Annotated in this window: 24 protein-coding genes and 1 pseudogene; 10 read left to right on the forward strand and 15 right to left on the reverse strand. The window is 59.6% G+C overall.

The features are described 5' to 3' along the window. Positions 1–20: 20 nt before the first annotated feature. A complete protein-coding gene (gene icd, locus ACYVDM_RS04645) occupies positions 21–1277 on the reverse strand; it encodes an NADP-dependent isocitrate dehydrogenase (RefSeq protein WP_415789168.1) in 1257 nt (418 codons plus the stop codon). A gap of 197 nt (positions 1278–1474) precedes the next feature. On the opposite strand from icd, the gene ACYVDM_RS04650 reads away from it, so the two are divergent. Further along, positions 1475–1900, forward strand: a complete 426-nt coding sequence (locus tag ACYVDM_RS04650; RefSeq protein ID WP_415789170.1) for a DUF1841 family protein — start codon at positions 1475–1477, stop codon at positions 1898–1900. A 30-nt stretch (positions 1901–1930) separates the two neighbouring features. Here ACYVDM_RS04650 and ACYVDM_RS04655 read toward each other — a convergent pair whose 3' ends face one another. Together ACYVDM_RS04655 and ACYVDM_RS04660 are read right to left on the reverse strand one after the other, a co-directional pair. Then, entirely contained in the window at positions 1931–2293 is a 363-nt protein-coding gene (locus ACYVDM_RS04655; protein WP_415789172.1) for a c-type cytochrome, read from the reverse strand. Between the two features lie 14 nt (positions 2294–2307). After that, the gene (locus tag ACYVDM_RS04660) at positions 2308–2649 is read right to left on the reverse strand and encodes a c-type cytochrome (protein ID WP_415789174.1); all 342 of its coding nucleotides are present in this window, start codon (positions 2647–2649) and stop codon (positions 2308–2310) included. 154 nt (positions 2650–2803) lie between these two features. Between ACYVDM_RS04660 and ACYVDM_RS04665 the strand changes: the two genes are divergently transcribed. Further along, positions 2804–3676: an AAA family ATPase gene (locus ACYVDM_RS04665; protein ID WP_415789176.1), complete on the forward strand. Its 873-nt coding sequence runs from the start codon at positions 2804–2806 to the stop codon at positions 3674–3676. A gap of 1 nt (position 3677) precedes the next feature. After that, complete coding sequence (locus ACYVDM_RS04670) at positions 3678–4850, forward strand: vWA domain-containing protein (RefSeq protein ID WP_415789178.1); 1173 nt, start codon at positions 3678–3680, stop codon at positions 4848–4850. Positions 4851–4896: 46 nt separating this feature from the next. Here the strand turns inward: ACYVDM_RS04670 and ACYVDM_RS04675 are convergent, their stop codons facing one another. Next, on the reverse strand, positions 4897–5454 hold the full coding sequence (locus ACYVDM_RS04675; protein ID WP_415789640.1) for a GNAT family N-acetyltransferase: 558 nt from the start codon (positions 5452–5454) through the stop codon (positions 4897–4899). A 164-nt stretch (positions 5455–5618) separates the two neighbouring features. Between ACYVDM_RS04675 and ACYVDM_RS04680 the strand changes: the two genes are divergently transcribed. Then, positions 5619–8378 carry a M16 family metallopeptidase gene (locus ACYVDM_RS04680; RefSeq protein ID WP_415789180.1) on the forward strand — a complete coding sequence of 920 codons (2760 nt, stop codon included), beginning with the start codon at positions 5619–5621 and terminating at the stop codon, positions 8376–8378. Positions 8379–8476: 98 nt separating this feature from the next. Here ACYVDM_RS04680 and dnaJ read toward each other — a convergent pair whose 3' ends face one another. The 7 genes from dnaJ to hrcA all read right to left on the reverse strand — a co-directional run bounded on the left by dnaJ (position 8477) and on the right by hrcA (position 15289). Continuing rightward, a complete protein-coding gene (gene dnaJ, locus ACYVDM_RS04685; protein WP_415789182.1) occupies positions 8477–9613 on the reverse strand; it encodes a molecular chaperone DnaJ in 1137 nt (378 codons plus the stop codon). 118 nt (positions 9614–9731) lie between these two features. Beyond that, complete coding sequence (dnaK, locus tag ACYVDM_RS04690; RefSeq protein ID WP_415789642.1) at positions 9732–11690, reverse strand: molecular chaperone DnaK; 1959 nt, start codon at positions 11688–11690, stop codon at positions 9732–9734. Positions 11691–11779: 89 nt separating this feature from the next. Beyond that, the gene (locus ACYVDM_RS04695) at positions 11780–12160 is read right to left on the reverse strand and encodes a thioredoxin family protein (protein WP_415789184.1); all 381 of its coding nucleotides are present in this window, start codon (positions 12158–12160) and stop codon (positions 11780–11782) included. An 11-nt stretch (positions 12161–12171) separates the two neighbouring features. Beyond that, the gene (gene grpE / locus ACYVDM_RS04700; protein ID WP_415789186.1) at positions 12172–12723 is read right to left on the reverse strand and encodes a nucleotide exchange factor GrpE; all 552 of its coding nucleotides are present in this window, start codon (positions 12721–12723) and stop codon (positions 12172–12174) included. 85 nt (positions 12724–12808) lie between these two features. Continuing rightward, on the reverse strand, positions 12809–13054 hold the full coding sequence (locus ACYVDM_RS04705) for a hypothetical protein (RefSeq protein WP_415789188.1): 246 nt from the start codon (positions 13052–13054) through the stop codon (positions 12809–12811). A 53-nt stretch (positions 13055–13107) separates the two neighbouring features. Then, complete coding sequence (gene hemH, locus ACYVDM_RS04710; protein WP_415789190.1) at positions 13108–14229, reverse strand: ferrochelatase; 1122 nt, start codon at positions 14227–14229, stop codon at positions 13108–13110. Positions 14230–14281: 52 nt separating this feature from the next. Next, entirely contained in the window at positions 14282–15289 is a 1008-nt protein-coding gene (gene hrcA, locus ACYVDM_RS04715; RefSeq protein ID WP_415789192.1) for a heat-inducible transcriptional repressor HrcA, read from the reverse strand. Positions 15290–15417: 128 nt separating this feature from the next. On the opposite strand from hrcA, the gene ACYVDM_RS04720 reads away from it, so the two are divergent. Together ACYVDM_RS04720 and recN are read left to right on the forward strand one after the other, a co-directional pair. Next, on the forward strand, positions 15418–16317 hold the full coding sequence (locus tag ACYVDM_RS04720) for an NAD kinase (protein WP_415789194.1): 900 nt from the start codon (positions 15418–15420) through the stop codon (positions 16315–16317). 11 nt (positions 16318–16328) lie between these two features. Next, on the forward strand, positions 16329–17993 hold the full coding sequence (gene recN, locus ACYVDM_RS04725) for a DNA repair protein RecN (RefSeq protein WP_460475321.1): 1665 nt from the start codon (positions 16329–16331) through the stop codon (positions 17991–17993). 70 nt (positions 17994–18063) lie between these two features. Here recN and fur read toward each other — a convergent pair whose 3' ends face one another. Then, complete coding sequence (gene fur / locus ACYVDM_RS04730) at positions 18064–18483, reverse strand: ferric iron uptake transcriptional regulator (protein ID WP_415789198.1); 420 nt, start codon at positions 18481–18483, stop codon at positions 18064–18066. Between the two features lie 203 nt (positions 18484–18686). On the opposite strand from fur, the pseudogene ACYVDM_RS04735 reads away from it, so the two are divergent. Beyond that, positions 18687–19079: pseudogene (locus tag ACYVDM_RS04735) on the forward strand (outer membrane protein assembly factor BamE); the annotation flags it as partial. Between the two features lie 383 nt (positions 19080–19462). After that, positions 19463–20254: a 4-hydroxy-tetrahydrodipicolinate reductase gene (dapB, locus tag ACYVDM_RS04740; protein WP_415789200.1), complete on the forward strand. Its 792-nt coding sequence runs from the start codon at positions 19463–19465 to the stop codon at positions 20252–20254. Positions 20255–20310: 56 nt separating this feature from the next. Here the strand turns inward: dapB and murB are convergent, their stop codons facing one another. Genes murB through ACYVDM_RS04755 form a run of 3 tightly spaced genes read right to left on the reverse strand, consistent with a single transcriptional unit; the run spans position 20311 to position 23752 of the window. After that, positions 20311–21408 (reverse strand): UDP-N-acetylmuramate dehydrogenase, encoded by a 1098-nt coding sequence (gene murB / locus ACYVDM_RS04745; RefSeq protein ID WP_415789202.1) that lies wholly within the window; start codon positions 21406–21408, stop codon positions 20311–20313. Positions 21409–21441: 33 nt separating this feature from the next. Next, positions 21442–21654: a YbdD/YjiX family protein gene (locus ACYVDM_RS04750; protein ID WP_415789204.1), complete on the reverse strand. Its 213-nt coding sequence runs from the start codon at positions 21652–21654 to the stop codon at positions 21442–21444. Positions 21655–21670: 16 nt separating this feature from the next. Then, positions 21671–23752: a carbon starvation CstA family protein gene (locus ACYVDM_RS04755; RefSeq protein ID WP_415789206.1), complete on the reverse strand. Its 2082-nt coding sequence runs from the start codon at positions 23750–23752 to the stop codon at positions 21671–21673. A 304-nt stretch (positions 23753–24056) separates the two neighbouring features. Here ACYVDM_RS04755 and ACYVDM_RS04760 point away from each other — a divergent pair, with 304 nt between their 5' ends. Together ACYVDM_RS04760 and ACYVDM_RS04765 are read left to right on the forward strand one after the other, a co-directional pair. After that, complete coding sequence (locus ACYVDM_RS04760) at positions 24057–25484, forward strand: cache domain-containing protein (protein ID WP_415789208.1); 1428 nt, start codon at positions 24057–24059, stop codon at positions 25482–25484. Position 25485: 1 nt separating this feature from the next. Next, on the forward strand, positions 25486–26142 hold the full coding sequence (locus tag ACYVDM_RS04765) for a response regulator (protein WP_415789210.1): 657 nt from the start codon (positions 25486–25488) through the stop codon (positions 26140–26142). Positions 26143–26174: the final 32 nt, after the last annotated feature.

Here is a 26174-nt window from a genome sequence, read left to right on the forward strand (position 1 = left end):
TCCGGGTAATAATATGCTACCTACATATTTTCAATCATGACTCGGCCGAACCCCGAACATGAAACCTGGGTCGCACCTTCGAGCAAGCGAGCGAAGTCATAAGTAACGTGTTTAGACAAGATCGACTTTTCCATGCTGGAGACAATCAGATCCGCGGCCTCGGTCCAGCCCATATGGCGCAACATCATCTCGGCCGACAAAATCTCAGAGCCCGGGTTGACGTAGTCTTTGCCTGCGTATTTGGGGGCCGTGCCATGCGTGGCTTCGAAAATAGCCACCGAATCGGACATGTTGGCACCCGGGGCAATACCCACTCCCCCGACTTGGGCGGCCAGCGCATCGGAGAAATAGTCTCCGTTCAGATTCAGCGTCGCGATGACGTCGCACTCGGTCGGACGCAGCAGGATCGTCTGCAAAAAGGCATCGGCGATTGAATCCTTGATCGTGATCTCGCGACCCGTTCTGGGATTTTTGACCTTGCACCACGGGCCGCCATCAATCAATTGCGCGCCGAATTCTTTTTGCGCCAACGCGTAACCCCAATCACGGAAGCCACCCTCGGTGAACTTCATGATGTTGCCCTTGTGGACCAGCGTGACCGACGAACGGTCATGGTCGATGGCATAACGAATGGCCTTGCTCACCAGGCGCTCGGTACCCTCGCGCGACACCGGTTTGATCCCGATCGCCGAGGTGTCCGGGAACCGGAGGTTTTTCACCCCCAGCCTGGTTTGCAAAAACTGGATGAGCTCTTTGGCTTGCTCGCTTTCTGCTGGATACTCAATCCCGGCATAGATGTCTTCGGAGTTTTCGCGGAAGATCACCACATTGGTCTTTGAAGGCTCGCGAACCGGCGACGGCACACCCTTGAAGTAACGTACGGGGCGCAGACAGACGTACAAGTCGAGTTGCTGACGCAATGTGACATTCAGCGAACGTATGCCCCCACCCACCGGCGTGGCCAATGGGCCCTTGATCGCGACCAAATAGTCTTTGACCGTCTCGAGCGTTTCCTCAGGAAGCCAGACGTCGTCTCCATAAATGCGAGTAGCCTTTTCGCCAGCGTAGATTTCCATCCAATGAATCTTGCGCTGGCCGTCATAGGCCTTCTGGACCGCAGCATCCACGACCTTGATCATCACGGGCGTAATATCAGCGCCCGCACCGTCGCCCTCGATAAAGGGAATAATGGGCTGGTCCGGCACGTTCAACGAAAAATCCGCGTTGGCCGTGATTTTCTGACCCTCGGCGGGAACCGTGATGTGTTGGTACGACATGAATACTCCTGTTGCTCCGGATACTTTTTGCACGCCCGCCGATAAGGTTGCGCTAGCTGCGTCAAACACACGGCGACCGGGTCAAAAGCGAATTCTTGCCAATTCTAGCCGCCATTGCGCAGCACGTGCCGGGGCGCGAACGTCACGAGCGCTAAAATAGCGTTCTATTTCAATATTTTTTCAAGTGTTTTCGCCTCATGTTCAACCCATCCCGGGACCAAGTCCGCGAGTTCTTTATCGAAACGTGGCGCAAGCACCGCGCCGCCGAGGTTCTAACCCCACTAGAGGTCATGGCGCTGGACTGGATCATTGAGCATCCCGAATATCACGGGGACCTCGAACACCCGGAGGCCATGACGGCGGAATATCCGGTCGAGAAAGGACGGACGAATCCGTTCCTGCACCTGTCGATGCACCTGGCCATTGCTGAACAGCTATCTATCGATCACCCACGGGGTATCCGCGCCGCATACCAAAGACTGGTCGCCCGCAGCGATGCACACCAAGCCGCCCACGACATCATGGATTGTCTGGGTCAGGTGGTCTGGGAATCCCAGCGGCTAGGCACGCCGCTGGATAGCGATACGTATATCGAGTTGATTCGCCAACGCGCTGAACGTTAACGCTAGGCGTTTTACGTTAAGCGCGTTGCCTTATTTGCGCACACCCAGATCGCTGGGCTGTGCAGCCAACCATGCCGCAACGTGCTCGATATCCTGATCCGAAAGCTGCGCGGCAAAGGCCCCCATGATGGGATTCTTGCGCACGTTTGCCGTGGCCGGCATACCGGCCGCCCCACGCTTGTAGGACTTTAGCGCCTGGATCAGGTAGTCCTCGTGCTGGCCAGCCAACACGGGGTAGGACGGATCGACAGAGGTCCTGGCATCTGCCCCATGACACGAAGCACAGTTGAATTTATCAAATACCGCCTTGCCGGCGGCCAGGTCTTGAGCCTGCGCCACGCCACCGACCGAAGCCAGAATGACGCCCGCCAGGGCCAACATATAGCGTTTCATCGTGTGCCCCCGCGTCATTTCAGATTGGCGTAGTAAGCAGCCAGATCAGCGATATCCTGATCGCTGAGGCTGCCGGCGATAGCGTCCATCGTGGGATGGCTCCGCGCGCCTTTTTTGTACTCATTGAGGGCGGCTACGATGTACTCGGCGTTTTGGCCTGCGATCATCGGCACATGATAAAGCTCGGGAAAACTGGCTTTGTAGCCAGGAATACCATGGCACCCAATGCACATGGAGATTTTATCTTTGGCATCCTCGACATTGCCGGTCGGTGCTGCGTCAGCAGCAGTTGCCTGACCCGCGCTCACACAGGACATCACTACAACCAGCGAGGACAGATAGGTTTTCAACTTCATTGGAATGGCTCTTTGTCAGGCTGAAAACTGTGCTCGGGATGAGCGACTGGGCCGCAGCCCAGCTACAAACCCGGTCGATTGTACGATAATTGTTGCCAAGCCATACCAACCCCGAGCGTGGATCCCCCTCGCCCCACTTTCGTCACCATTGCCCATGACTGCTATCCAGAACTCTGCCTCTCCCCGCTTCGAAGGAACCGACAGCTATGTCGCGACCGATGATCTCAAGCTGGCCGTCAATGCCGCACTCACGTTGCAACGCCCCTTGTTGATCAAGGGCGAACCGGGCACGGGCAAGACCATGCTGGCCGAAGAAGTCGCACAGGCGTTAGGGCGGCCGTTGCTGCAATGGCATATCAAATCCACGACCAAGGCGCACCAAGGCCTCTACGAATACGATGCCGTCTCGCGCTTGCGCGACTCGCAACTGGGTGACGAAAAAGTCCGCGACATTCGTAACTACATCATGCAAGGCACGCTCTGGCAGGCCTTCGACGCCCACGAACCCGTCGTGTTGCTGATTGATGAAATCGATAAAGCCGACATCGAGTTTCCCAATGACCTGTTGCGCGAACTCGATCGCATGGAGTTCCATGTCTACGAAACGCGCGAAACGGTTTCCGCGCGTCACCGGCCGCTGGTCATCATCACCTCCAACAACGAAAAAGACCTGCCTGACGCCTTCCTGCGCCGCTGCTTTTTCCACTACATTCGCTTCCCCGACCGCGAGACGATGCGCGACATCGTGGACGTGCATTTTCCCGATCTCAAACAGGACGTCCTGCGTGCCGCGCTGGATACGTTCTTTATGTTGCGCGAAGCGCCCGGGCTGAAGAAAAAACCCTCGACCTCCGAACTCCTTGACTGGCTGCGACTGCTGCTGGCCGAGGGCGCCACCGCGGAACAAATCGACGCCCATGCGGCAGCGTCGGTCCCGATGATGGCGGGCGCGTTGCTCAAGAACGAACAAGACGTCCAGTTGCTGGAGCGACTCGCGGCCATGACCCGCGGCAACGTCAGGCGCTGATATGCTGATCGATTTCTTCTACCATCTGCGCGCCCATAAGCTGCCCGTGTCGGTCAAGGAATACCTGACCTTGCTGGAGGCGCTGCAGCAACAGATCATGTCGCCCACCCTCGATGACTTCTATTTCCTGGCGCGCACCGCGCTTGTGAAAGACGAGTCGTTGTACGACCGCTACGATGCCGCCTTTGGCGCGTACTATCGCGGTATCGAGGCCGCCTTGCCCGCCGGCAAAGAGATCCCCATCGACTGGCTGATCAAGCAGTTCGAAAAAAGCCTGACGCCCGAACAAAAAGCCGCTATCGAGAAGCACGGTTTGGACAAGCTGATGGAGCTCTTTAAAGAGCGTCTCGAAGAACAAAAAGAGCGCCACGCGGGTGGCAGCAAATGGATCGGCACGGGTGGCACATCCCCCTTCGGCAATGGTGGCTATCATCCCGAAGGCATTCGCGTGGGTGGCGATTCGGCCGGCAATCGCACGGCAGTCAAGGTCTGGGACATGCGTCAGTTTCGCGACTACGACAATCAGATTGAGCTGGGCACGCGCAACTTCAAAGTGGCGCTAAGACGACTGCGACGCTTTGCGCGCGAAGGCGCTGAGCTCGAACTGGACTTGGATGACACGATCGCCAGCACCGCGCGCAATGCCGGCCATCTCGATTTGCGACTGGTGCCCGAGCGCCACAACACGGTCAAAGTATTGATGCTGCTGGATGTCGGCGGCAGCATGGACGATCACATTGCCCGTGTCGAAGAACTCTTTTCGGCGGCACGCACCGAATTCCGCAACCTCGAGGTCTATTATTTTCATAACTGCCCCTACGAAAGCTTGTGGCAGAGCAATAGCCGCCGAAACAGCGAGCGCTTTGATACCTGGGACGTGCTGCGCAAGTACAACCCCGACTGGCGTCTGATCATCGTGGGCGACGCAACCATGAGCCCCTACGAGATCCTGCAGCCCGGAGGCTCTGTCGAGCATTACAACAAAGAAGCCGGTGCCGTCTGGCTGCGCCGGCTGCTGGATGCCTGGCCCAAGGCCGCGTGGTTAAATCCCGAGCCCACCGCATCATGGCAATACCGTCAATCCATCGCCTTGCTGAACGACATCATGCAAAAGCGCATGTATCCAGTGACCGTGTCGGGCCTGGAACAGGCCATGCGCCAATTATCGAAGTAATGCGTCGGCGTGCCTGCCGGATGCTCGGGGCACGCCGCCTGTCACTTCAACCGTCGATGGGCGCGACGGGCGTATCCAGCAACAACTGATAAAACGCCAGATCCAGCCAACGGCCAAACTTGAATCCCGCATGACGGATGGTGCCGGCGTGCACAAAGCCCAATTTTTCATGTAAACGGATGCTGCCCGCGTTCGTCGCATCAATGCCGCCCACCAGCACATGCAGTTGAGCCTGATGTGCGCGATCGATCAAGAGACGCATCAGCGCCTCGCCAAGCCCGAGTCCGCGAAACCGGCCATCGACGTACACCGAATGCTCCACCGTGTATTTGTTGGCCGGATAGGCCCGGAATGCGCCATAACTGGCAAACCCCATGAGTTCGCCTGCCGCATTCTCGAGTCCCAGGACGGGAAAGCCACCCGCCGTTTTCGCCTGGAACCAGGCCTGCATCGTCTCCAGGGTACGCGGCTCGTAGTCATACAAGGCCGTGGAATGAAGGATGGCGTCGTTGAAAATCGTCAGGATGGCCGGGGCATGACGCGCGTGTGAGCAGTCCACCGCCACGGCGCCGCGGGGCAAAACTTGGGATCGATGATTTTCCATGTACAAATTGTAGCCAAACAGCCCGATACCTCTTGTGCCGCGGGAGCCAGCGCTGGCCGCAAGGCGAAGAAACATCGAGCCCACACCGACTCTGCCGCCGGCCATAGGAACCATCCATTGCGTATACACTCCAACGACTTTCGCCCGCTATATGGATACTTGCTATGCGTTTTTCGTTTCCGAAGTTGCCCGGCCGCCTGAACGCCCTGCTGATCACGTCGTTTCTGGCCTTTCAGGCCGGGGCAACGACCCTGCCGTCAGGGGCCTCAGAAGTCGCCTCGGTCGAGGGCATCACCGAATACCGCCTGTCTAATGGGCTTCGTGTCCTGCTGGCCCCGGATGCCTCTAAACCCACGACGACCGTCAATATGACGTATCTGGTCGGCTCGCGTCAGGAAAATTACGGTCAGACGGGGATGGCGCATTTGCTTGAGCACATGTTGTTCAAAGGCACGCCCACCATCCGAAATGCATTGGGCGAGTTTTCCCGGCGCGGACTGCAAGCCAACGGCTCGACCTCCACCGATCGCACCAATTACTTCGCCAGCTTTGCCTCTGACCCCGATACCCTGAAATGGTATCTGGGCTGGCAAGCGGATGCGATGATCAATTCCTTGATCGCCAAAGAGGATCTCGACTCTGAGATGACGGTCGTGCGAAACGAAATGGAGAGCGGCGAAAACAATCCATTTCGTGTGTTAATGCAGAAAATGCAGGCGGCCGCTTACCAGTGGCATAGCTACGGCAAAAGCACGATCGGCGCGCGCACCGATGTGGAAAACGTCGACGTCGGGCAATTGCGCGCGTTCTATCATCAATACTACCAACCGGACAACGCCGTTTTGATTGTGTCCGGCAAGTTCGACCCCCAGGCCACGCTCAATGCGATCAGCGACACGCTGGGCAAGCTCCCCAAACCGCAACGTACGCTGCCCCCCGAATACACCGTCGAGCCCGTTCAAGACGGTGAGCGTGCCGTGACCCTGCGACGCGCAGGCGGTACCCCCCTGGTCGCGGCCATGTACCACATCCCGGCTGCGGGCAGTCCAGACTACATTCCGTTCGATCTGGCCGCCACCATTCTGTCCGACACGCCCTCCGGCCGCCTGTACCACGCGCTAGTCCCGACCAAGCTGGCGGCGGGCGTATTTGGTTTCACCATGGATCAACATGATCCCGGTGTCGGAATGTTTGGGGCGCAGTTGCAACCGGGCATGGATCAAGACAAGGCCTTGAAAACCCTCACGACGACATTGGAGTCGCTGCGTGAAAAACCATTTACCCAGGCAGAACTGGACCGCGCCCGCAGCAAGTGGCTGACGTCATGGCAGCAACTCTATGCCGACCCGGAACAAATCGGCGTCGCGCTCTCCGAGGCCATTGCGGGGGGAGATTGGCGCTTGCTCTTTTTGATGCGTGACCAGGTACGACAGGCCAAGCTCGAAGATGTACAACGTATCGCCACCCAGTATTTGATCCCCAGCAACCGCACCGAAGGCCGCTATATCCCCACGGAAAAACCGCAACGAGCGCCCCTGTTGCAACGCCCGGACCTGACCGAAACGCTAAAGGACTACAAGGGAGATCCCAACTTTAAGCAGACCGATGCGTTTGACCCCTCGCCCGCCAATATCGATGCGCTGACCCAGCGCAGCAGCCTGGACCTGCCCAATGGGGCGGTACAGCTCGCACTGTTGCCCAAAGATACCCGGGGCGGTCGCGTACAGGCGGAGTTGCTGATTCACTTTGGCGATGCCGAGAGCCTGCGAGGCCAGCGTATCAACGCGGCCGCCGTTGCCGACCTGCTCGAGCGCGGCACGTCCACGCTATCGCGCCAGGAAATTCAAGATCGCTTCGATGCGATGCAGGCCGAGGTGTCCTTCAGTGGCGCCGACACTGATCTGACCGTGGCCATGTCCGCGGCAGGCGATCAATTACCCGCCCTGATCGGCCTGGTGCTGGACGTCGTACGCAATGCCAGCTTCCCGCAGGCTGAAGTCGAGGAATATCAGCGTCAAACTCTGACGTCGATTCGTAGTGCCATGACCGAGCCGACCAGCCTGGCCTCTCGCGCCCTGGCGCGGCAGAACAATCCATGGCCCGCTGACGACGTACGCTACGTACCGACGTTTGACGAGTCGCTGGCTCAAACTGAGCAAATCCAACGCGACGCGTTGGTAGCGTTCCACAAGCGCTTTTACGGCGCAGGCGCGATCAAGTTCTCGGCGGTGGGTGACTTTCAGGCGGATGCCGTCAAGCAGGCACTGACCACCGGGCTGAACGGATGGCAAAAAGCACCCGCCTATACCCGGCTCAGCAAGCCCTATCGGGATATCAAGGCGGAAAACTTCGATATAGAAACGCCCGACAAGGCGAATGCGTTCTATATTTCGCGCATGCCGCTCAAGATCCAGGATACGAACCCGGATTATCCGGCGCTTTATCTAGCGAATTTCCTGCTGGGCACCTCGGAAACCTCACGCCTGTGGAACCGGGTCCGCGAAACCGAGGGCCTGTCGTATAACGTGCGCAGCAACTTGTCGGTATCGTCGTACGAGCCCACGGCCAGCTGGACGGTCTATGCCATCTATGCCCCCGAAAACCGGGATCGGCTGGAGACCGCCATCACAGAGGAGCTCGCCCGAGCTGTCAAAGACGGCTTTACGTCCGAGGAAATCAAGGATGGCATTGCCGCACTGCTGAACTACCGCAAGCTTTCCCGGGCGCAGGACAGCGTATTGGCGTCGGCCTGGATCAGCTACCTGGACCGGGGCCGCACGTTTGAATGGTCGGCACAGATCGACGAGAAGATCGCCGCCCTGACGCCGGACGCTGTCAATGCCGCGCTGCGCAAGTACTTGCAGCCGTCGGCCTTCAGCACCGCGGTCGCCGGAGACTTTGCCAAGCACAAAAAGACGCCCTGACCCTCACGAGCAAAGGCCCCTTGTCATGTGATTGTGACAAGGGGCCTTTCCTTTTTTTGCGGCGAGGCCGCCCCAAGGGGCGGACAAGGCAGTCAGGATCAGCTAAAGAACTCTTTGACCCGATCAGTCCAGGACTTGCTTTGCGGCGAATGGCGTTCTCCGCCATCACTGAGCGACGCCTCGAACTGTCGCAGAATGTCTTTTTGTTCGTCGCTCAGTCGCACCGGCGTCTCGACGACCACATGGCAGTACAAATCGCCCGGATAGCTGGCACGCACACCGCGTATCCCCTTGCCACGCAGACGGAACGTCTTGCCCGACTGCGTGCCTTCCGGGATCGAGATTTCGGCCTTGCCGCCTAGTGTGGGCACTTGCAAGTCGCCCCCCAAGGCGGCCGTCGTAAACGGAATCGTCAGCTCGCAGTGCAGGTCGTCGTCGTCACGCTGGAAGATCTTGTGCTGCTTGATGTGAATTTCGACATACAGGTCGCCAGACGGTCCGCCATTCAAGCCGGGCTCGCCATTGCCGCTGGAGCGAATACGCATGCCGTCATCAATGCCGGCGGGAATCTTGACCTGCAGGGTTTTGTTGCGACGAATACGTCCCACGCCATCGCAAGCCGCGCATGGATCCGTGACCTCTTTGCCACTACCGTGACAAGTCGGGCAGGTCTGCTGCACGCTGAAGAAGCCCTGTTGCATACGCACGGCCCCCGCCCCGCCACATGTGTGGCAGGTCTTGGGCGAGGTGCCGGGCTTGGCGCCGCTGCCGTGGCAGGTGTCACAGTGCTCCCAACTGGGTACGCGGATTTCGGTATCAAAACCCTGGGCCGCCTGCTCGAGCGTGATCTCGAGGGCGTATTTGAGATCAGCGCCACGGTACACCTGTGGACCACCACCTCCGCCGCGACGGCCACCGGCCGCGCCGCCGAAAATCTCGCCGAAGATATCGCCAAAAGCGTCAGCGAAACCCCCGCCCATCCCAGCGCCGCCCATGCCCGCCGCGTTGGGATCAACCCCCGCGTGGCCATAGCGATCATAAGCGGCTCGCTTTTGCTCGTCGCCCAGGATTTCGTAGGCTTCCTTGATCTCTTTGAATTTCTCTTCGGCGTCTTTGCTGTCCGGATTGCGATCCGGATGGTATTTCATGGCCAGCTTGCGGTAGGCCTTTTTCAGCTCATCGTCCGTGGCGTTTTTTGCCACGCCGAGGGCTTCGTAGTAATCGCGTTTTGCCATATTGAATGGGCTCGAGAACGAGCTATAACCTTGGTGATACAGAACGAATTCGCCCGGTAACCGGGATTTCCGGGTACCGGGCGCACTCAGGCGTCATAGACGGCCGCTATTGCCCGACTTATTGATCGCGCTTGACTTCTTTGAAGTCAGCATCGACCACATTGTCATCGGCAGGCTTGCCGGCATCACCGCCCTCTTGTTGCTGGGCAGCCTGGGCTGCTTGCATATCGGCATACATTTTTTCGCCGAGCTTTTGCGAAGCCGTCGACAGGACTTCGACCTTGGCGTCGATCGCCGCCTTGTCGCCGTCCTTCAGCACGTCTTCGAGTTCCTTGATGGCAGTTTCGATGGCTTCTTTTTCGGAAGCCTCGAGCTTGTCACCATACTCGGTCAACGACTTGCGGGTGGCGTGCACCAGTGCATCGGCCTGGTTACGCGCCTGCGCCAGCTCGGCAACACGGTGATCTTCCTCGGCATTTGCCTCGGCATCCTGGACCATGCGCTGGATCTCGTCTTCGGACAAGCCCGAGTTGGCCTTGATGGTGATCTTGTTTTCCTTGCCGGTACCTTTGTCCTTGGCAGACACATGCAGAATGCCGTTAGCGTCGATGTCGAACGTGACCTCGATTTGCGGCAAACCACGTGGCGAGGGCGGAATACCCTCGAGGTTGAATTCGCCCAGGCTCTTGTTGCCCGCGGCGATTTCACGCTCGCCCTGGAATACCTTGATCGTCACGGCCGGCTGGTTGTCGTCGGCAGTCGAGAACGTCTGCGAGAAACGCGTCGGAATCGTGGTGTTCTTCTGGATCATCTTGGTCATCACGCCGCCCAGGGTTTCGATACCCAGCGACAGAGGCGTCACGTCCAGCAACAGCACGTCTTTGCGGTCGCCCGACAACACGGAACCCTGAATCGCGGCACCTGCGGCCACGGCTTCGTCCGGGTTGACGTCCTTGCGCGGATCTTTACCAAAGAACTCTTTGACCTTTTCCTGGACCTTTGGCATACGAGTCATGCCGCCGACCAGGATCACGTCGTCGATCTCGGATACCTTGATACCGGCGTCCTTGATGGCCACACGGCAGGGTTCGATAGTCCGATCGATCAACTCTTCGACCAGGGCTTCGAGCTTGGCGCGAGTGACCTTCAGGTTCAAGTGCTTGGGACCCGACGCATCGGCCGTGATGTACGGCAGGTTGATTTCGGTCTGCTGAGTGGACGACAGCTCGATCTTGGCCTTTTCGGCGGCTTCTTTCAGGCGCTGCAGGGCCAGGACGTCTTTGGACAGATCAACGCCTTGTTCTTTCTTGAACTCGGCGATGATGTAGTCGATGATGCGTTGGTCGAAGTCTTCGCCGCCCAGGAAGGTATCGCCGTTGGTCGACAATACTTCGAACTGCTTTTCGCCATCGACGTCGGCGATTTCGATGATGGAAACGTCAAACGTACCGCCACCCAGGTCATACACCACAATCTTGCGATCGCCCTTTTCGGACTTGTCCAGGCCAAACGCCAACGCGGCCGCGGTGGGCTCGTTGATGATGCGCTTGACTTCCAGGCCAGCGATGCGGCCGGCGTCTTTGGTGGCCTGGCGCTGGCTATCGTTGAAGTAGGCCGGCACCGTGATGACGGCTTCGGTGACTTCTTCGCCCAGATAGTCCTCGGCGGTTTTCTTCATCTTGCGCAGCACATCGGCCGACACTTGAGGAGGCGCGATTTTCTTGCCGCGTGCCTCGACCCAGGCGTCGCCGTTGTCAGCCTTGACGATCTTGTACGGCATCAGGTCGATGTCTTTTTGAACGGCCTTTTCGTCGAACTTGCGACCGATCAGACGCTTGACCGCATACAGGGTGTTGGTAGGATTGGTCACCGCTTGACGCTTGGCGGGTGCGCCGACCAGCGTTTCGCCATCATCCATATAGGCAATGATGGAGGGCGTCGTGCGGGCGCCCTCGGCGTTTTCGATGATTTTGACCTGGTTACCGTCCATGACAGCCACACAGCTGTTGGTCGTGCCCAAGTCGATGCCGATGATTTTGCTCATGGTTGGAATGCCTTGATATTGATTTGCAGATATAGAAATTAGAGAAAAAGATCTCGTCTCAACCTAACTGGGGTCGCCAATGGGGTTTTTCAAGACCCGTGTATGGATTGCTCATCCCGCGATTACGGCCCCTGCTGACGACGGATCGCGGCGACAAACTGGGGCAGCCCGGGCCACCCCGTGATGCGCCCAAGGCGCTTGCCGCCCCGGTACAACACAAAGGTCGGCACACCGTGCAGGCCAAAGCGCCGTCCCAGGGGCTCGTCCGCATAAACGTCAGCCTGAAACCAGGTCAATCCCAGATCCCGCAACGCCTGCTGATGCAGCAAAGCAGCTTGCTTGAATAAATTGCAATTGTAACAATCCTGACCCCACAGAAATACGCAGCGCAGGTCATCACCCGGCGCGTTGACCACTACCTGATCAAAATCGGTGGTCGCGACCGGCCGCATGGCGAATACCCGAAATACCTGGGCCGGATCGAAGGTGGTGGGGTCGGTCATCAGGATGATGCTCAGCCTGCCGACACAATGACCAGCGCGGGCCGCAGGGTGCGGTCGGCGATCACATAGCCCTTTTGCAGGGACTGCACAATGGTGTTGGCCGGCTGCTCGGACGGCACGGAGGAAATTGCCTGATGCAGGTGCGGGTCAAACTTGTCACCCTGGACCGGTGCGACCTCTTTGAGCGCGTTGCGCTCAAAGGCGCTGGTCAGTTGCTTCAGCGTCACGTCGACGCCCTCGCGCAACGCGTCGAGGGTTTGATCGGGCTGAGCCAATGCCGCTTCGAGACTGTCTTTGACAGGGACCAGGCTTTCGGCAAACGACTCAATGCCGAATTTGCGCGCTTTGGTCACATCATCCTGAGCACGGCGGCGGACGTTTTCCGCCTCGGCGTGGGTACGCAACAACTGGTCTTGCTGTCCGGTGACGGTGGCCTGGGCGGCCTCGAGCTCGGCGCGCAACGCAGCGATTTCTGCCTGCAGCGCTTCGATAGTGACGGGCGCGTAGGCGCCTTGATCTTCGGACTCGGGGGCTTGGTCGACAGGCTCTTGAGATGCCGTCATGAGGGTTCCTCCAAAAAAACAATAGCGTTGACCCCAAGAATGGGGGTCAACCCGACGTTTTCAAGAGGCCATGCGACAAATAGGGCTACTTTTTTCCGGGCTGGACCGGTGCGGGCGGGTCGCTGGCAGGAAAGCTTTCTTCCAGCGCCTCGTCGAGAGCGTCTTCACACTCATCCGACGAGATGGAACCCGGTGTCACGGCGGGGGGATCACTCGCCGGAAAGGTGTCTTCGAGGGCTTTGTCGAGCTCGCCATCGGCCGCATTCTCCGCGGGACGGTTCACCTGCGACTCAGACGACGCGCCGGTTCCTGGCTTCACGGATGTGTTCATGCTCAATCTCCTGAAAATTTTCATTCAGTCACGAGCCTGACGCCAAATCACGCCTAGGCACTCACCTTCATGCCCAGTGTACGACCATTCTCCGTATTCGAGATCCAGCCTTGCAGGTGAGTGCCGACCAGATCCGTTAACGCGTCGATCCAGGCCGGATCATCATTGAGCGCCGGGATATACCGGAATTGGCGTCCGCCTGCCGACAGGAAAGCATCGCGGCATTCCTTGCTGATCTCTTCCAGGGTCTCCAGGCAATCTGCGACAAACCCGGGACACACGACGTCCACCTCGGTCACCCCTTGAGCCGCCAAGGTTTTCAGTGTCGGCTCGGTATAGGGCTCCAACCAACGGGCCGTGCCAAAACGGCTCTGGAACGTGACCTCGACCTGCTCCGGCCCCAAACCCAGACGTTCGCGCAGCAGGCGCGCGGTCTCCAGGCACTCGCGGTAGTAGGGGTCGCCCAGTTCGATCGAGTAGCGAGGCAACCCATGAAAACTCATCACCAGCTTTTGCGGGCGGCCATTTGTCTGCCAATAATCGGCAACCTGACCGGCCAGGGCATCCAGATAGCCCGGCTCGTCATAAAAACGTTTGACAAAGCGTAGCTCGGGCTGATCGCGGAGTCTGGCGGCATGCGCGGCCACGGCGTCGACGACCGTCGCGGTGGTACTGGCCGCATATTGCGGATACAGCGGCACCGTCAACATACGCTGACACCCTTGCTGCCGCAAGCGCGTCATGGCCTGCTTGATCGATGGCTCGCCGTAGCGCATCGCCAGTTCAACCTGGACGGCCATGCCACGCGCCTGCAGCGCACGTTGCACTCCCTCGGCCTGACGACGGCTATACACCATCAAGGGTGAGCCTTCGTCCATCCAGATTTCGGCGTAGCGGGGCTGCAAACGCTGCGGCCGCCGCGCGAGCACCAAGCCGTGCAGGATCGGCATCCACAAATAGCGGGGGATCTCGATGACGCGCGGATCAGACAAAAACTCGGCCAAGTAACGACGAATATCGCGTGGCGCAGGGCTCGCTGGCGTTCCCAGATTGACGAGTATGACCCCGACAGGGCCTACCTCCCGGGGCGGCGGATTTTCGTCCAGGGGGTCTGCCTGAGTGGGTTCAGGCAGATAGCGCTCGGGCCATAAATACTTAAACAAGCGCAAAAACACGTCAAGACCTCTCTAGGCGCCTTCCTGCGAAGAGGATGGCCCGGCTACAAATCTAGTGGTTGTGGCTGAACGCGTTCGATAGCAAACGCGCGGTGATATCAACAATCGGGATGACGCGCTCGTAGGCCATGCGCGTGGGACCGATGACTCCCAACGTGCCAATCACCCTGCCGTCTACGCCATAGGGAGCAGTAATAACCGACACTTCTTCCATCGGCAGCAACTGCGAATCGCCGCCGATATAGATTTGCACCCCTTGCGCACGACTGGAAGTATCCAGCAGTTGCAACAGGTCGGTTTTCTGCTCGAACAGGGAGAACATCTTGCGCAAGCGATCCATGTCCGAGGCGATGTCGGTCACGTCGAGCAGCTTGCGTTCACCCGAAATAATCATGTCATCGCCGTCTTCGGCGGCCTCGGTCCCGGCGTCCACCGCCGCCTGCATCAGGCGTGAGATATCGTCGCGCAACTGTGCCAACTCGGTCGCAAGAGTGCGGCGCACTTCATTGAACGACTTGCCCGCGAAATGCACGTTGAAGAAATTGCCAGCCTCAATCAACTCGGCTTCGGCGTAGTCGCGCTGAACGGTCAGGATGCGGTTCTGGACGTCGCCGTCCGGCGTCACAATGATGAGCAACACGCGCCGATCCGACAGACGGATGAACTCAATCTGGCGAAACACCTGGGCGCGCTTAGGCGTCAAGACCACGCCAGCAAATTGCGTCAGGTTGGACAAGAGCGCCGCCGCCGCGCTGACGGCCCGAGAGGGCTCGGTCGCCGTCAACGGCGTTTCACCAAAATGCGGTGACTGAAGCTCATAGGGCTGTACGGCCAGCAGCGAGTCGACAAACATGCGATAGCCGCGCGGCGTCGGCACACGCCCAGCCGAGGTATGCGGGCTATGAATCAGGCCCAGGTCCTCGAGATCGGCCATGACATTGCGTATCGTGGCGGGAGAAAGATCAAAGATTTTGGATAGCGTACGCGACCCTACCGGTTGCCCATCGGCAATGTGGCGTTCTATCAGGGCTTTAAGTAATGCGCGGGCACGGTCATCCATGTGGGCTATTGTATGGAAACTTTCAGAAATGGGTGATTTTTGTCCAACAGTTGGGTAGGCCGCCCCATATAATCGGCAAATCTACTCGGCCATCGTGCCGTCCCTATCGATAATCGTTCCTTTCCACCATGCATTTTCCCATCGTCGCTCTGATTGGCAGATATCAGGATACCGGGCTGGACGCGCCGCTGCGCATCCTGGCCGAGACGCTGGTGCAAGCCGGTCGTCGGGTGCTGATCGAGGCCGACACCGCCAACAACACGGGCATGCACGACTACCCCAACGCCAGCTTGAAGGAAATTGGCGAGACCGCCTCGCTGGCCGTCGTCATGGGCGGTGATGGCACAGTGCTCGGCGCCGCCCGCACATTGGCGCCCTATGGCGTGCCCTTGGTCGGCATTAACCACGGCCGCCTGGGCTTTATTACCGACATCCCCCTGCAAGAAGCGCAAAACGCGCTGTCCCGTGTCATCGAGGGCAACTACCAGGCCGAAGACCGCATGCTCCTAGAGGGCAGTGTCTGGCGCGGCGATCAATTGATGTTCTCCGCGACCGCGCTGAACGACGTGGTGCTTAACCGCGCGGGACGCGGCGGCATGATCGAAGTCCGCGTCGAAGTCGACGGCGGCTTTATGTATGGCCAGCGCGCCGACGGCCTGATCATCGCGACCCCGACGGGGTCAACGGCCTATGCGCTATCGGCCAATGGTCCGATTCTGCATCCGGGGCTGGATGCCATGGTGCTGGTGCCGGTGGCGCCGCAGACCCTGTCCAATCGGCCGATTGTGATTCCTGGCGACGGCGTGCTCAGCATGACCCTGACCGCCATCGGTCGGGTCGAGGTCGGTGCCAGTGTGCATTTCGACATGCAGACCTGGTCTGACTTGCAGCCCGGGGACCGTATTTCTGTACAGCGCGCGCCGTACACGATCCGGTTTGTGCACCCAGAGGGCTATAGCTTCTTTTCAACCCTGCGTCGCAAGTTGCATTGGAATTTAATGCCACAGGCATCCGACAGCGTGGAATAACCGTACCAGCTATGTTGCGCATCCTGCATATTCGCGATTTCGTCATCGTCGAACAGGCCGAGATTCACTTCGGCTCAGGTTTTACCGTTTTTTCAGGCGAGACTGGCGCCGGCAAATCCATTCTGATCGATGCCCTGGCCTTGGCGCTGGGCGGCCGCGCCGACGCGGGGGTATTGCGCGAGGGCGCGACGCACGCCGATATCACGGCCCTGTTCGAAATCCCCGACGGGCTGCGCGGCTGGCTGGCCGAACGCGACCTGGACACAGGCGACGAACTAGCCCTGCGCCGTGTCATTGACGCCCAGGGTCGCAGTCGTGGGTACATCAATGGCATGCCGGCCACCCTGACGCAATTGCGCGAACTGGGTGACAACCTCGTGGATATTCACGGGCAGCACGCCCACCAAAGCCTGATGCGGCCAGACGCGCAACGCGAACTGCTCGACGCCCACGGCGGTCATGCCCCGCTGCGTCAGGCCGTCGCCCAGGCCTGGAAAGACTGGCGAGCGCTCGCGCGCCAACTCGACCTGGCGGAAAAAGACGCCGCCGGACTCGCCGCCGAACGCGAGCGCTTGCAGTGGCAGGCCGAAGATCTCGATCGACTGGCGCTGCAACCCGACGAATGGGACGCCTTGCAGACCGAGCAATCGCGCCTGGCACACGCCCAATCGCTGCTGGATGATGCGGGACAAATCCTGGAAGCCCTCGATGGCGAAAATGACTCGGCGCTGCAACGCTTGAATAGCGCGCAGCATCGCTTGCAGCACATGCTGCGACACGATGCCGGGCTGCATGGCATTGCCGACGAGATCGAATCCGCGCGCATTGCGATGGCCGAAGCCATCTCCGATCTGAACAACTACGTCAGCCGCGTCGAGCTCGATCCCCAACGCCTGGCCGAGGTCGATACCCGCATGAGCGCCATATTTGATACAGCGCGCAAGTACAAGACCGATCCCGAAGCTTTGCCCGCGCTGCGCGAAACAGTGCACACGCAATTAACCGATCTGCAAGCGGCGGCCGACATCGACACCCTGCGTACGCGCGCCGAAGCGGCAGCGGCGCAATACGACACAGCAGCCCGTCAATTATCTGGCGCGCGCGCCAAAGTCGCAAAAAACCTGGGCAAGCAAGTCACCCAGGCCATGCAAACGCTTGCCATGCAAGGCGGACGCTTTGAACCCGTCGTTTCACCAGGCACCCCTTCCGCACAGGGCAGTGACCACGTCGAGTTTCTGGTAGCGGGCCATGCCGGGACGTCGGCGCGTCCGCTGGGCAAGGTCGCCTCGGGCGGCGAGCTCTCCCGGATTTCCCTGGCGCTGTCTGTGATTGCCAGCCGCGCCGCACGTGTTCCCACCCTGATTTTCGACGAGGTCGACAGTGGCGTGGGCGGCGCTGTCGCCGAAGTCGTCGGTCAACTACTCAAGGAATTGGGTGAGCGGCATCAGGTCTTGTGCGTCACCCACCTGCCTCAAGTCGCGGCCTGCGGCAACGCGCAGTATCGCGTCAGTAAAAAGGAAACGAGGGGCACTACGCGCTCGCAGATTGCAGAGCTGGCCCCCGATCAGCGGGTCGAGGAAATTGCCCGCATGCTGGGCGGGATAAAAATCACCGCCACCACACGCGACCATGCGCGTGAAATGCTAGGGGGACTGGCCAGCCAGCCGTCATGCTAGATAACAACCGCTGGCCGTGCCTGACAGGCTTGAAAAGCCCACAGGCAGGAACGCCCCCATCGCCAAGGCTTTAACGCGTCTTGTGGCAGTCGCTGCAGATCCCGTAGAGCACCATGGCGTGGCTTTCCAGGACAAAATTGTTGTCTTTGGCAACTTTGTGTTGACGCTTTTCGATGTCGGCATCGGAAAACTCGAGCACCTTGCCGCAATTCGTGCAGATCAGGTGATCGTGGTGATCGCCGTCGTTCAACTCGAAGACGGCCTTGCCGCTGTCAAATTGGCTGCGGCTCAGGATGCCGGCCTGCTCGAATTGCGTCAGCACACGGTATACGGTCGCCAGGCCGATTTCGACGTTTTCGCCGATCAGCGCACGGTAGACGTCTTCGGCACTCAAGTGCCGCTGGTCTGCCTTGCGAAAAATGTCCAGGATCTTCAGGCGAGGGAAAGTCGCCTTCAAACCCATGTTTTTCAGTTCACTTTGGTCTGTCATGGTGTAATCGCTCTCTTTCCGCGGTGGCTGGGGCTGGGGATTGCGGCGCGAAACTGTAAGCAGCGCACCGCCCTTTTCCGCTGCCCACGGAGCTACCGCATTGTGAAACCTTTATGATAACGGTTTTACCCGCTTTAAATCACAGATAGGGGCGCTTGGTGTCCAACATTGCACGTATTCCGACCCGTTTCCTGAAAACCGCGCTGGCCGCCGCCGCCGTTGCCGCCGCAGTGGCGGGCTGCTCGTCCGACAAATGGGGCTTTCCGTACAGGGCGCCCGTTCAGCAGGGCAACTGGATCACTCAAGAACAAGTCGCCCTGCTGCAGCCTGGCATGACGCGTGAACAGGTGCGCTTTGCCCTGGGCAGCCCCACGTTGACCAGCGTCTTGCACGCGGATCGCTGGGACTACCCGTATTACTTCAAGCCTGGCTACGGCGAACCCAGCGAGCGCAAGTTCACGGTCTGGTTCGAGAACGACCTGCTGGCGCGCTGGGAAGGCGACAAGCAACCTGAGCTGCAACCGTTCCAGCTGGATGCCGAGGGCAAGCCCCAGGAAAAAACTGACGAGCAGATCGACGCGGAAACCGCGCGTCAAAACGCCGAAATCCCCCAATCGTCCCAGCCCGCCGATGCCGCGCAATTGCCGGCATTGGGGACGCCCCCGGGGGGCGCTCTGCCGGCCGAAAACGCCGACACCACCGTCTCCCAGCCCATGCCCGATGCCGGTGCCACCGCGCCTCAGCCCGCTCCCGATACCGCCGCGCCCCAGTCTGCGCCGGATGCCGGCAGCGGTATCACCGCGCCCGGCATGTCGGGCTCCGAAATGTCGGCTCCGGGTGCAGCGTCGCAGCCGGAGCCCGCCGCACCTCAGCGACGAGAGTTACGAATCAATCAGCCGTCTGATTCCGTGAACTCAAGCAATCAACCCACCGGCGGCGCCGAGCCGCTACGTTGATCCCTGCCGCACAAGGAAAGAACATGCGTATTGCTATTGCAGGCGCTGGCGGCCGTATGGGCCGCATGCTGGTCGAAGCCGTCCTGAACGCGCCGGACATGGAACTCACTGTTGCACTTGGCCGCGACGGTTCGCCCACCATCGGTCAGGATGCGGGCGCCTTTCTGGGACGCGACACGGGCGTCGTCATTACGGATCAACTCGATGCCCTGGCCAATGCCGACTGCCTGATCGACTTCACCCGTCCCGAAGCGACATTGGCCCATCTGGAAGCCTGCCTGCGACACGGCACCCGTATCGTCATCGGCACAACGGGATTCGATGACAACGGCCGTGCCGCCATTGATGTGGCGGCACAAAAAATCGGTATCGTGTTTGCTCCCAACATGAGCGTCGGCGTCAATGCAACGCTCAAGCTGCTCGACGTGGCCGCGCGCATTCTGAAGTCCGGCTACGACGTCGAGGTCTTCGAGGCTCACCATCGCAACAAGGTCGACGCGCCCTCCGGCACGGCCCTGAAAATGGGCGAAACCATTGCCTCGGCCTGGGACGTTGCGTTACCGGATGTCGCGACCTGGACTCGCCATGGCGACACCGGGGTACGCCAACCCGGCACCATCGGCTTTTCTGTCGTACGCGGTGGCGACATCGTGGGCGATCACACGGTGTATTTCTGCGGCGCGGGCGAACGCATAGAAATCACGCATCGCTCGGGGAGCCGGGCCACCTATGCCGAAGGCTCATTGCATGCGGCACGCTTTCTGCAAGACAAAAGTAAAGGCGTGTTCGATATGCAGGCGGTGCTGGGGCTCTAGCGCACTAACGCCAGCCAAAGCATTGTGCTGCACCCGAGGGCTTCGATCTGAAGCCCTTATTTTTTTCCACTATCGCGCCACACGATGGGCTCGGGATCCAGCGTGACCTGATAGCGCGCGGCGACATCGCGTTGGATAGCAGCCGCCAGGTCCATGATATCGGTGGCCGTCGCGCCGCCTTTATTGACCAGCACCAGGGCCTGCCTGTCGTGAACGCCCGCACGCCCCAGTTGCTTGCCCTTCCATCCACACTGATCGATCAGCCAGCCTGCGGCGAGCTTGTATCGGCCGTCGGGTTGCGGATACGACACGAGCCCGGGATGCTGTGCCAACAGCGCATCGCGAGCCGTCGCATCCACCAGGGGATTCTTAAAAAAACTGCCGGCATTACCCACCACCGCTGGATCGGGAAGCTTGTCGCGACGGATCTGGCAGACGGCCTCGAAAACAGAACGCGCGGTCGGCGTAACACCCTTCGTGGACGTTGACGCGCCGGCACGCCCGGATCCCGCCAGACCGAAATGACGCTGCAAGTCGGGGTATTCCAATACGGCTCGCCATGGTCGCGGCAACGCAAAACGAACCGACACAATGATCCAGGTACCGGGCGCATCGTGCTTGAAAACGCTATCACGATACGCAAAGCCACACTGCGCCGCGCTCATTTCCACGAGCTGGCGCTGATGCACGTGCCAGGCGGTCAGCCCCGAAAATCGATCCGCCAGCTCAACGCCATAAGCACCGATGTTCTGGACAGGCGCCGCGCCTACAGTACCCGGAATCAACGCCAGATTTTCCAGGCCATCCCAGCCGTGTTCCACGCACTTGGCGACAAAATCGTGCCAATTTTCGCCCGCCCCCGCCTCGATAATCCAGGCATCCGATCGCGCCTCAATCAGGTGTACACCGGCCAAGGCCACCCGGGCCACCAGACTGTCGATATGGGTCGGCAGCACCATATTGCTGCCCCCGCCCAACACCAGCAGGCCCGGATACTGGCTGACCAGATCGGACAATGCGTTCAGTTGATCCACAGAACGCAAGGTCACAAAAGCATCGGCTCGGGCCGGCAAGCCCAGCGTATTAAACGGGGCAAGATCCTGGCCGGACGGCGTGAGGGAGGGTTCAGGCGAAACCTGAGAAAAATCGGGCATGAAAACAAGTGAGGGCTGAGAGCGCACCCAATGTTAACAGCAGCCTATCCGTTTTTTTCCGCCGTAGCGGGCATCCTGACGCTCTCGGAAAAAAGCCTCGTACGTCATGGGCTCTTGGTCGGGATGCGTACGCCGCATGTGCTCGACATAGTTTTCATAGTCGGGCACCCCTACCATCAAACGCAATGTCTGGCCCAGATAGCGACCGGCAGAGCCGGCCGCCGCGCCCAGGTTTGTAAACAGCATACGGCGTCTCCGTGGATCAGTTGCCGCCTGCCACGGCGGGCAGCGGCTCGTACGCGGTTTCGTGCGACGACGCGGAGTGCTGAGCGCGAGCCTGCAACACCGAGCGAATACCGAACACCACAATACTGACTACGACAAACATGAAGAGGCCGCACAGCGCAGCATCGACGTAATCGTTAAACACCACCCGACGCATTTCATCCAGCGAGTGAGCGGGTGCAAGGACTTGTCCTTGGTCGATCGCCGCGTTGTATTTTGCGGCATGCGCCAAGAAACTAACCTTGGGATCGGCGTCGAAAAGCTTCTGCCAGCTAGCCACCATCGTGCACACCAGCAACCACAACGTCGGCAGCACCGTGACCCATGCATAGCGGTCACGCTTCATCTTGAACAACACAACCGTACCTAGCGTCAACGCAATGGCGGCCAGCATCTGGTTGGCAATACCAAACAACGGCCACAGGGTATTAATCCCCCCCAGCGGATCCACCACACCCTGGTACAAGAAGAAGCCCCAGGCGGCCACACACAATCCCGTCGCGATCAAGCTGGCGGGCAACGATCCTGTGCGCTTGAACGACGGCACAAAGGTACCCAGCAAGTCTTGCAGCATAAATCGGCCGGCACGCGTCCCCGCGTCAACGGCGGTCAGAATGAATAGCGCTTCGAACAGAATGGCGAAGTGGTACCAGAAGGCCATCATGCCTTCGCCGCCAACCACCTCGTGCAAAATCTGCGCCATCCCGACGGCCAATGTTGGCGCGCCGCCCGCACGCGAAATGATGGTATTTTCACCGACGTCTTTCGCCGTTTGCATCAAATCAGCCGGCGTCACCACAAAGCCCCAACTCGAGACTACCTGTGCGACCTGCTCGGGCGTCGTGCCGATCAATGCCGCCGGGCTATTCATTGCGTAGTAAACGCCCGGTTCGATCACGCAAGCCGCCACCAGCGCCATCACCGCAACAAACGACTCCATCAACATGCCGCCGTAACCGATATAGCGAGCCTGCATTTCATTTTCGATGAGCTTGGGCGTGGTGCCCGACGCAATCAGCGCGTGAAAACCGGATACCGCGCCGCACGCGATCGTGATAAACAAGAACGGAAACAAATTGCCCGACCATACCGGACCGCTACCGTCGACAAACTGAGTCAGCGCGGGCATTTTCAGTTGAGGGGCAACCACCACGATACCAATCGCCAGCCCCACGATCGTGCCGATCTTGAGAAACGTCGACAGATAGTCACGCGGCGCCAGCAGCAGCCACACAGGCAACACGGCGGCAATAAACCCGTAGACGATGAGGATCCAGGTCAAGGCCTTGCCATCGAAATCAAACCACGCGGACAACACCGGGTGCTGTGCCACGTCTTGCCCAAACACAATCGCAGCCATCAACAACACGAAACCGATGATCGACACCTCGCCGATCTTGCCCGGCCGCAGATATCGCAAATACACCCCCATGAACAGCGCGATGGGAATAGTGGCGCCCACCGTGAAGGTACCCCATGGCGAGTGGGCCAACGCCTTGACCACGATCAATGCCAACACGGCCAGGATGATCACCATGATCATGAAAGCGCCGAACAGGGCGATGACGCCCGCCACGCTACCCAGTTCGGCCTTGACCAGTTCTCCCAGTGAGCGGCCATCGCGCCGCATCGAGATGAACAGCACGACGAAATCCTGAACCGCGCCCGCAAACACCACGCCGGCCAGCAACCATAGGATGCCCGGCAGATAGCCCATTTGCGCAGCCAGTACCGGCCCGACCAGCGGACCCGCTCCGGCAATCGCGGCGAAGTGGTGGCCAAACAATACGTGCTTGTTGGTAGGCACATAATCGAGCCCGTCGTTATGTTTCCACGCCGGCGTCATCCGGGTAGCGTCCAGCTTCAACACCTTGTTGGCGATAAAACGGCTGTAATAGCGGTAGGCGATCAGATAAACACAGACGGCCGCGATCACGATCCACAGCGCGTTGATGGTTTCGCCACGAGACAGCGCTACCGTACCCAGCGCAAATGCGCCCAAGACGGCAATCGCCAGCCAGGCCAGGTGATGACCTAGCCCTTTACTGCTGGTATTCATACATTGCTCCTCTAGCCCCCGCCAAGGCAAAGCGCAGTCGTACCAAGGCTTTGTGGGTGGGCAGACGTTGTGTTGTTGCTGGGCGTGCATGTGCGCACGCCCCTGCGCCCTATCGGCGCAGGCGGTAGTATTTCAATTGGATTCATGCTGAACAAGCGAAGTACTACGTAAATTAACTACGTACTATTACGGATCGCACCGCAGCAGCATTCGGCCAAACCTTTAAAATCCATCAAACAGTATGCCCAGATGACAAGGCTCTCCGAGTGTTGTGCATCGCATCAAATTTGTTCTTCGCACCTCGATGAAATTACGCCTGAAAATACTGCTGTTGGCCGTTGTACCCCTGCTGATCGCCGTCACCGCAATCACGGCAGCAGTCTATGTCCAAGGGCTACAACTAGCGCAACGCGAAAAACAGGTCGTAGAACAAGCCTGGCTCTCCAGCAAAGAAAGTGAACTGCGCCACTATGTCAGCCTGGCCTACAGTGCGATTGCACCGCTCCAGGAATCGGGCAACGACGACGTGACCCGGGCGCGCGCCCTGGCCCTGCTGGCACAAATGGAGTTTGGCCACGATGGTTATTTTTTCGTCTATGACCTGCAGGGTAAAAACCTGATGCACCCCCGCCAGCCCGAATTGGTTGGGCGCGATCTCTGGAACCTGCGTGACGCCGACGAGCGCCCCGTGATCCAGAACTTACTCGCCGCAGCTCGCCAAGGCGGTGACGAAGGCCAGGCCATCCGTTATCAATGGGAAAAGCCTTCCACCCACCAGACCATGGAAAAGCTGGGCTACGTTCGCATCATGGACCGCTGGGGCTGGATGCTGGGCACGGGCATATACCTGGACGACGTCGAACAAGCCCTGACACGCATCGACGCGGCCGCTCAAGCCAACATCCGCAATATGTTGATCTGGGTAGGCGCCATTGTCGCCGCGTCGATATTGGGGATCACCGCTTTCGGCCTGGCATTGAACATCCGCGACCACCGTCAGGCAGATGCCAAGCTACGACTCATGGCGCAGCAAGTGGTGCGCTCACAAGAAGACGAACGGGCCCGGCTGTCTCGCGAGCTGCACGACAGCATCAGCCAAATATTGGTCTCTATCAAACTCTCGTTAGAGGCCGCCCGCGAACGTCTACAAACCCACACGCTGGACCCACAGACCCTGACGCTGATTGATCGACCGCTGTCCGGTGCGCTGGATCGCCTGAACACCGCCGTGGGCGAGGTCCGCCGGATCTCGCATAATCTGCGCCCAAGACTCCTGGACGATCTCGGACTGCCCGCCGCCCTGGACCACCTGGGCCGTGAATTTGCGGCGCTTCATGAAAACGGCGAGCCGCCGCTTGATGTCCAACTGCACATGACGGGTCAAGTACGCCCATTGCCCGAATCGCACGCCACGGCGCTGTTTCGTATCACGCAGGAAGCCCTGACCAACGTCATCCGGCATGCACAGGCCACACGCGCAGACATCACACTCGACTACGACAAGCGAAGCGTGCGCATGACCATCGCCGATAATGGCGTCGGTTTCGATTACCCGGACGAGCAGGCAGATCCCCAATTCGGCATCGGCCTGCGCAACATGCGCGAACGCATGGTGTTACTGGCCGGTACGTTGACCTGCCACGCCAGCGACCAGGGCACCGTCCTTCAAGCCTGGCTCCCCCTCCCCGCCGGAGAACCCTCCGCCGCCGCTAGCGCGGCCCTGCAGGCCTAATATGACCCAAGCCTCCGACACCATCCGACTACTACTGATCGACGACCATCCTCTGGTGCGCGACGGACTACGCCTGCGTCTGGAAACCGTGCCACGACTGGAAGTCATCGGCGAAGCCGCAAACGCCACGGCCGCCCTGGCCTTCCTGCAAGAATGTCTGGCTGGGCATCCCCAGGGCAACACCCTGCCTCACCTGATCCTGATGGACCTCAATATGCCCGGCATGGGCGGCCTGGCCTTGACCGCGCAATTGCACGAGCAATACCCACAGATCGCCGTCCTTGTGTTGTCCATGCACGATAGCGCCGAATACATCGTCCAGGCCGTCAAGGCCGGCGCTCGCGGCTATCTGCTTAAAGACGAACCTGCCCAGGAAATCGTCACGGCCATCCACGCGATCATGGCGGGCCGGATGTACTTCAGCGCCTCGGCCACCATCCACCTATCGGAAACCAATGCGCCAGCCATCCTGCTGACCCAGCGCGAACGCGACGTTTTGCGGCACATCGCGCGCGGCCATGCAAACAAGCAGATTGCACAGGACCTGAATCTATCGGTACGCACCATTGAAACCCACCGGCTGAATATCAAGCGCAAACTCAATATCGAAGGCCAGGCCGAGTTGATCAAATACGTGGTTGAACACCGGAATCTGTGACGTCGCCAGGTCAACGATTCAAACCCGCCACA

Source organism: Bordetella tumulicola, assembly GCF_054779135.1.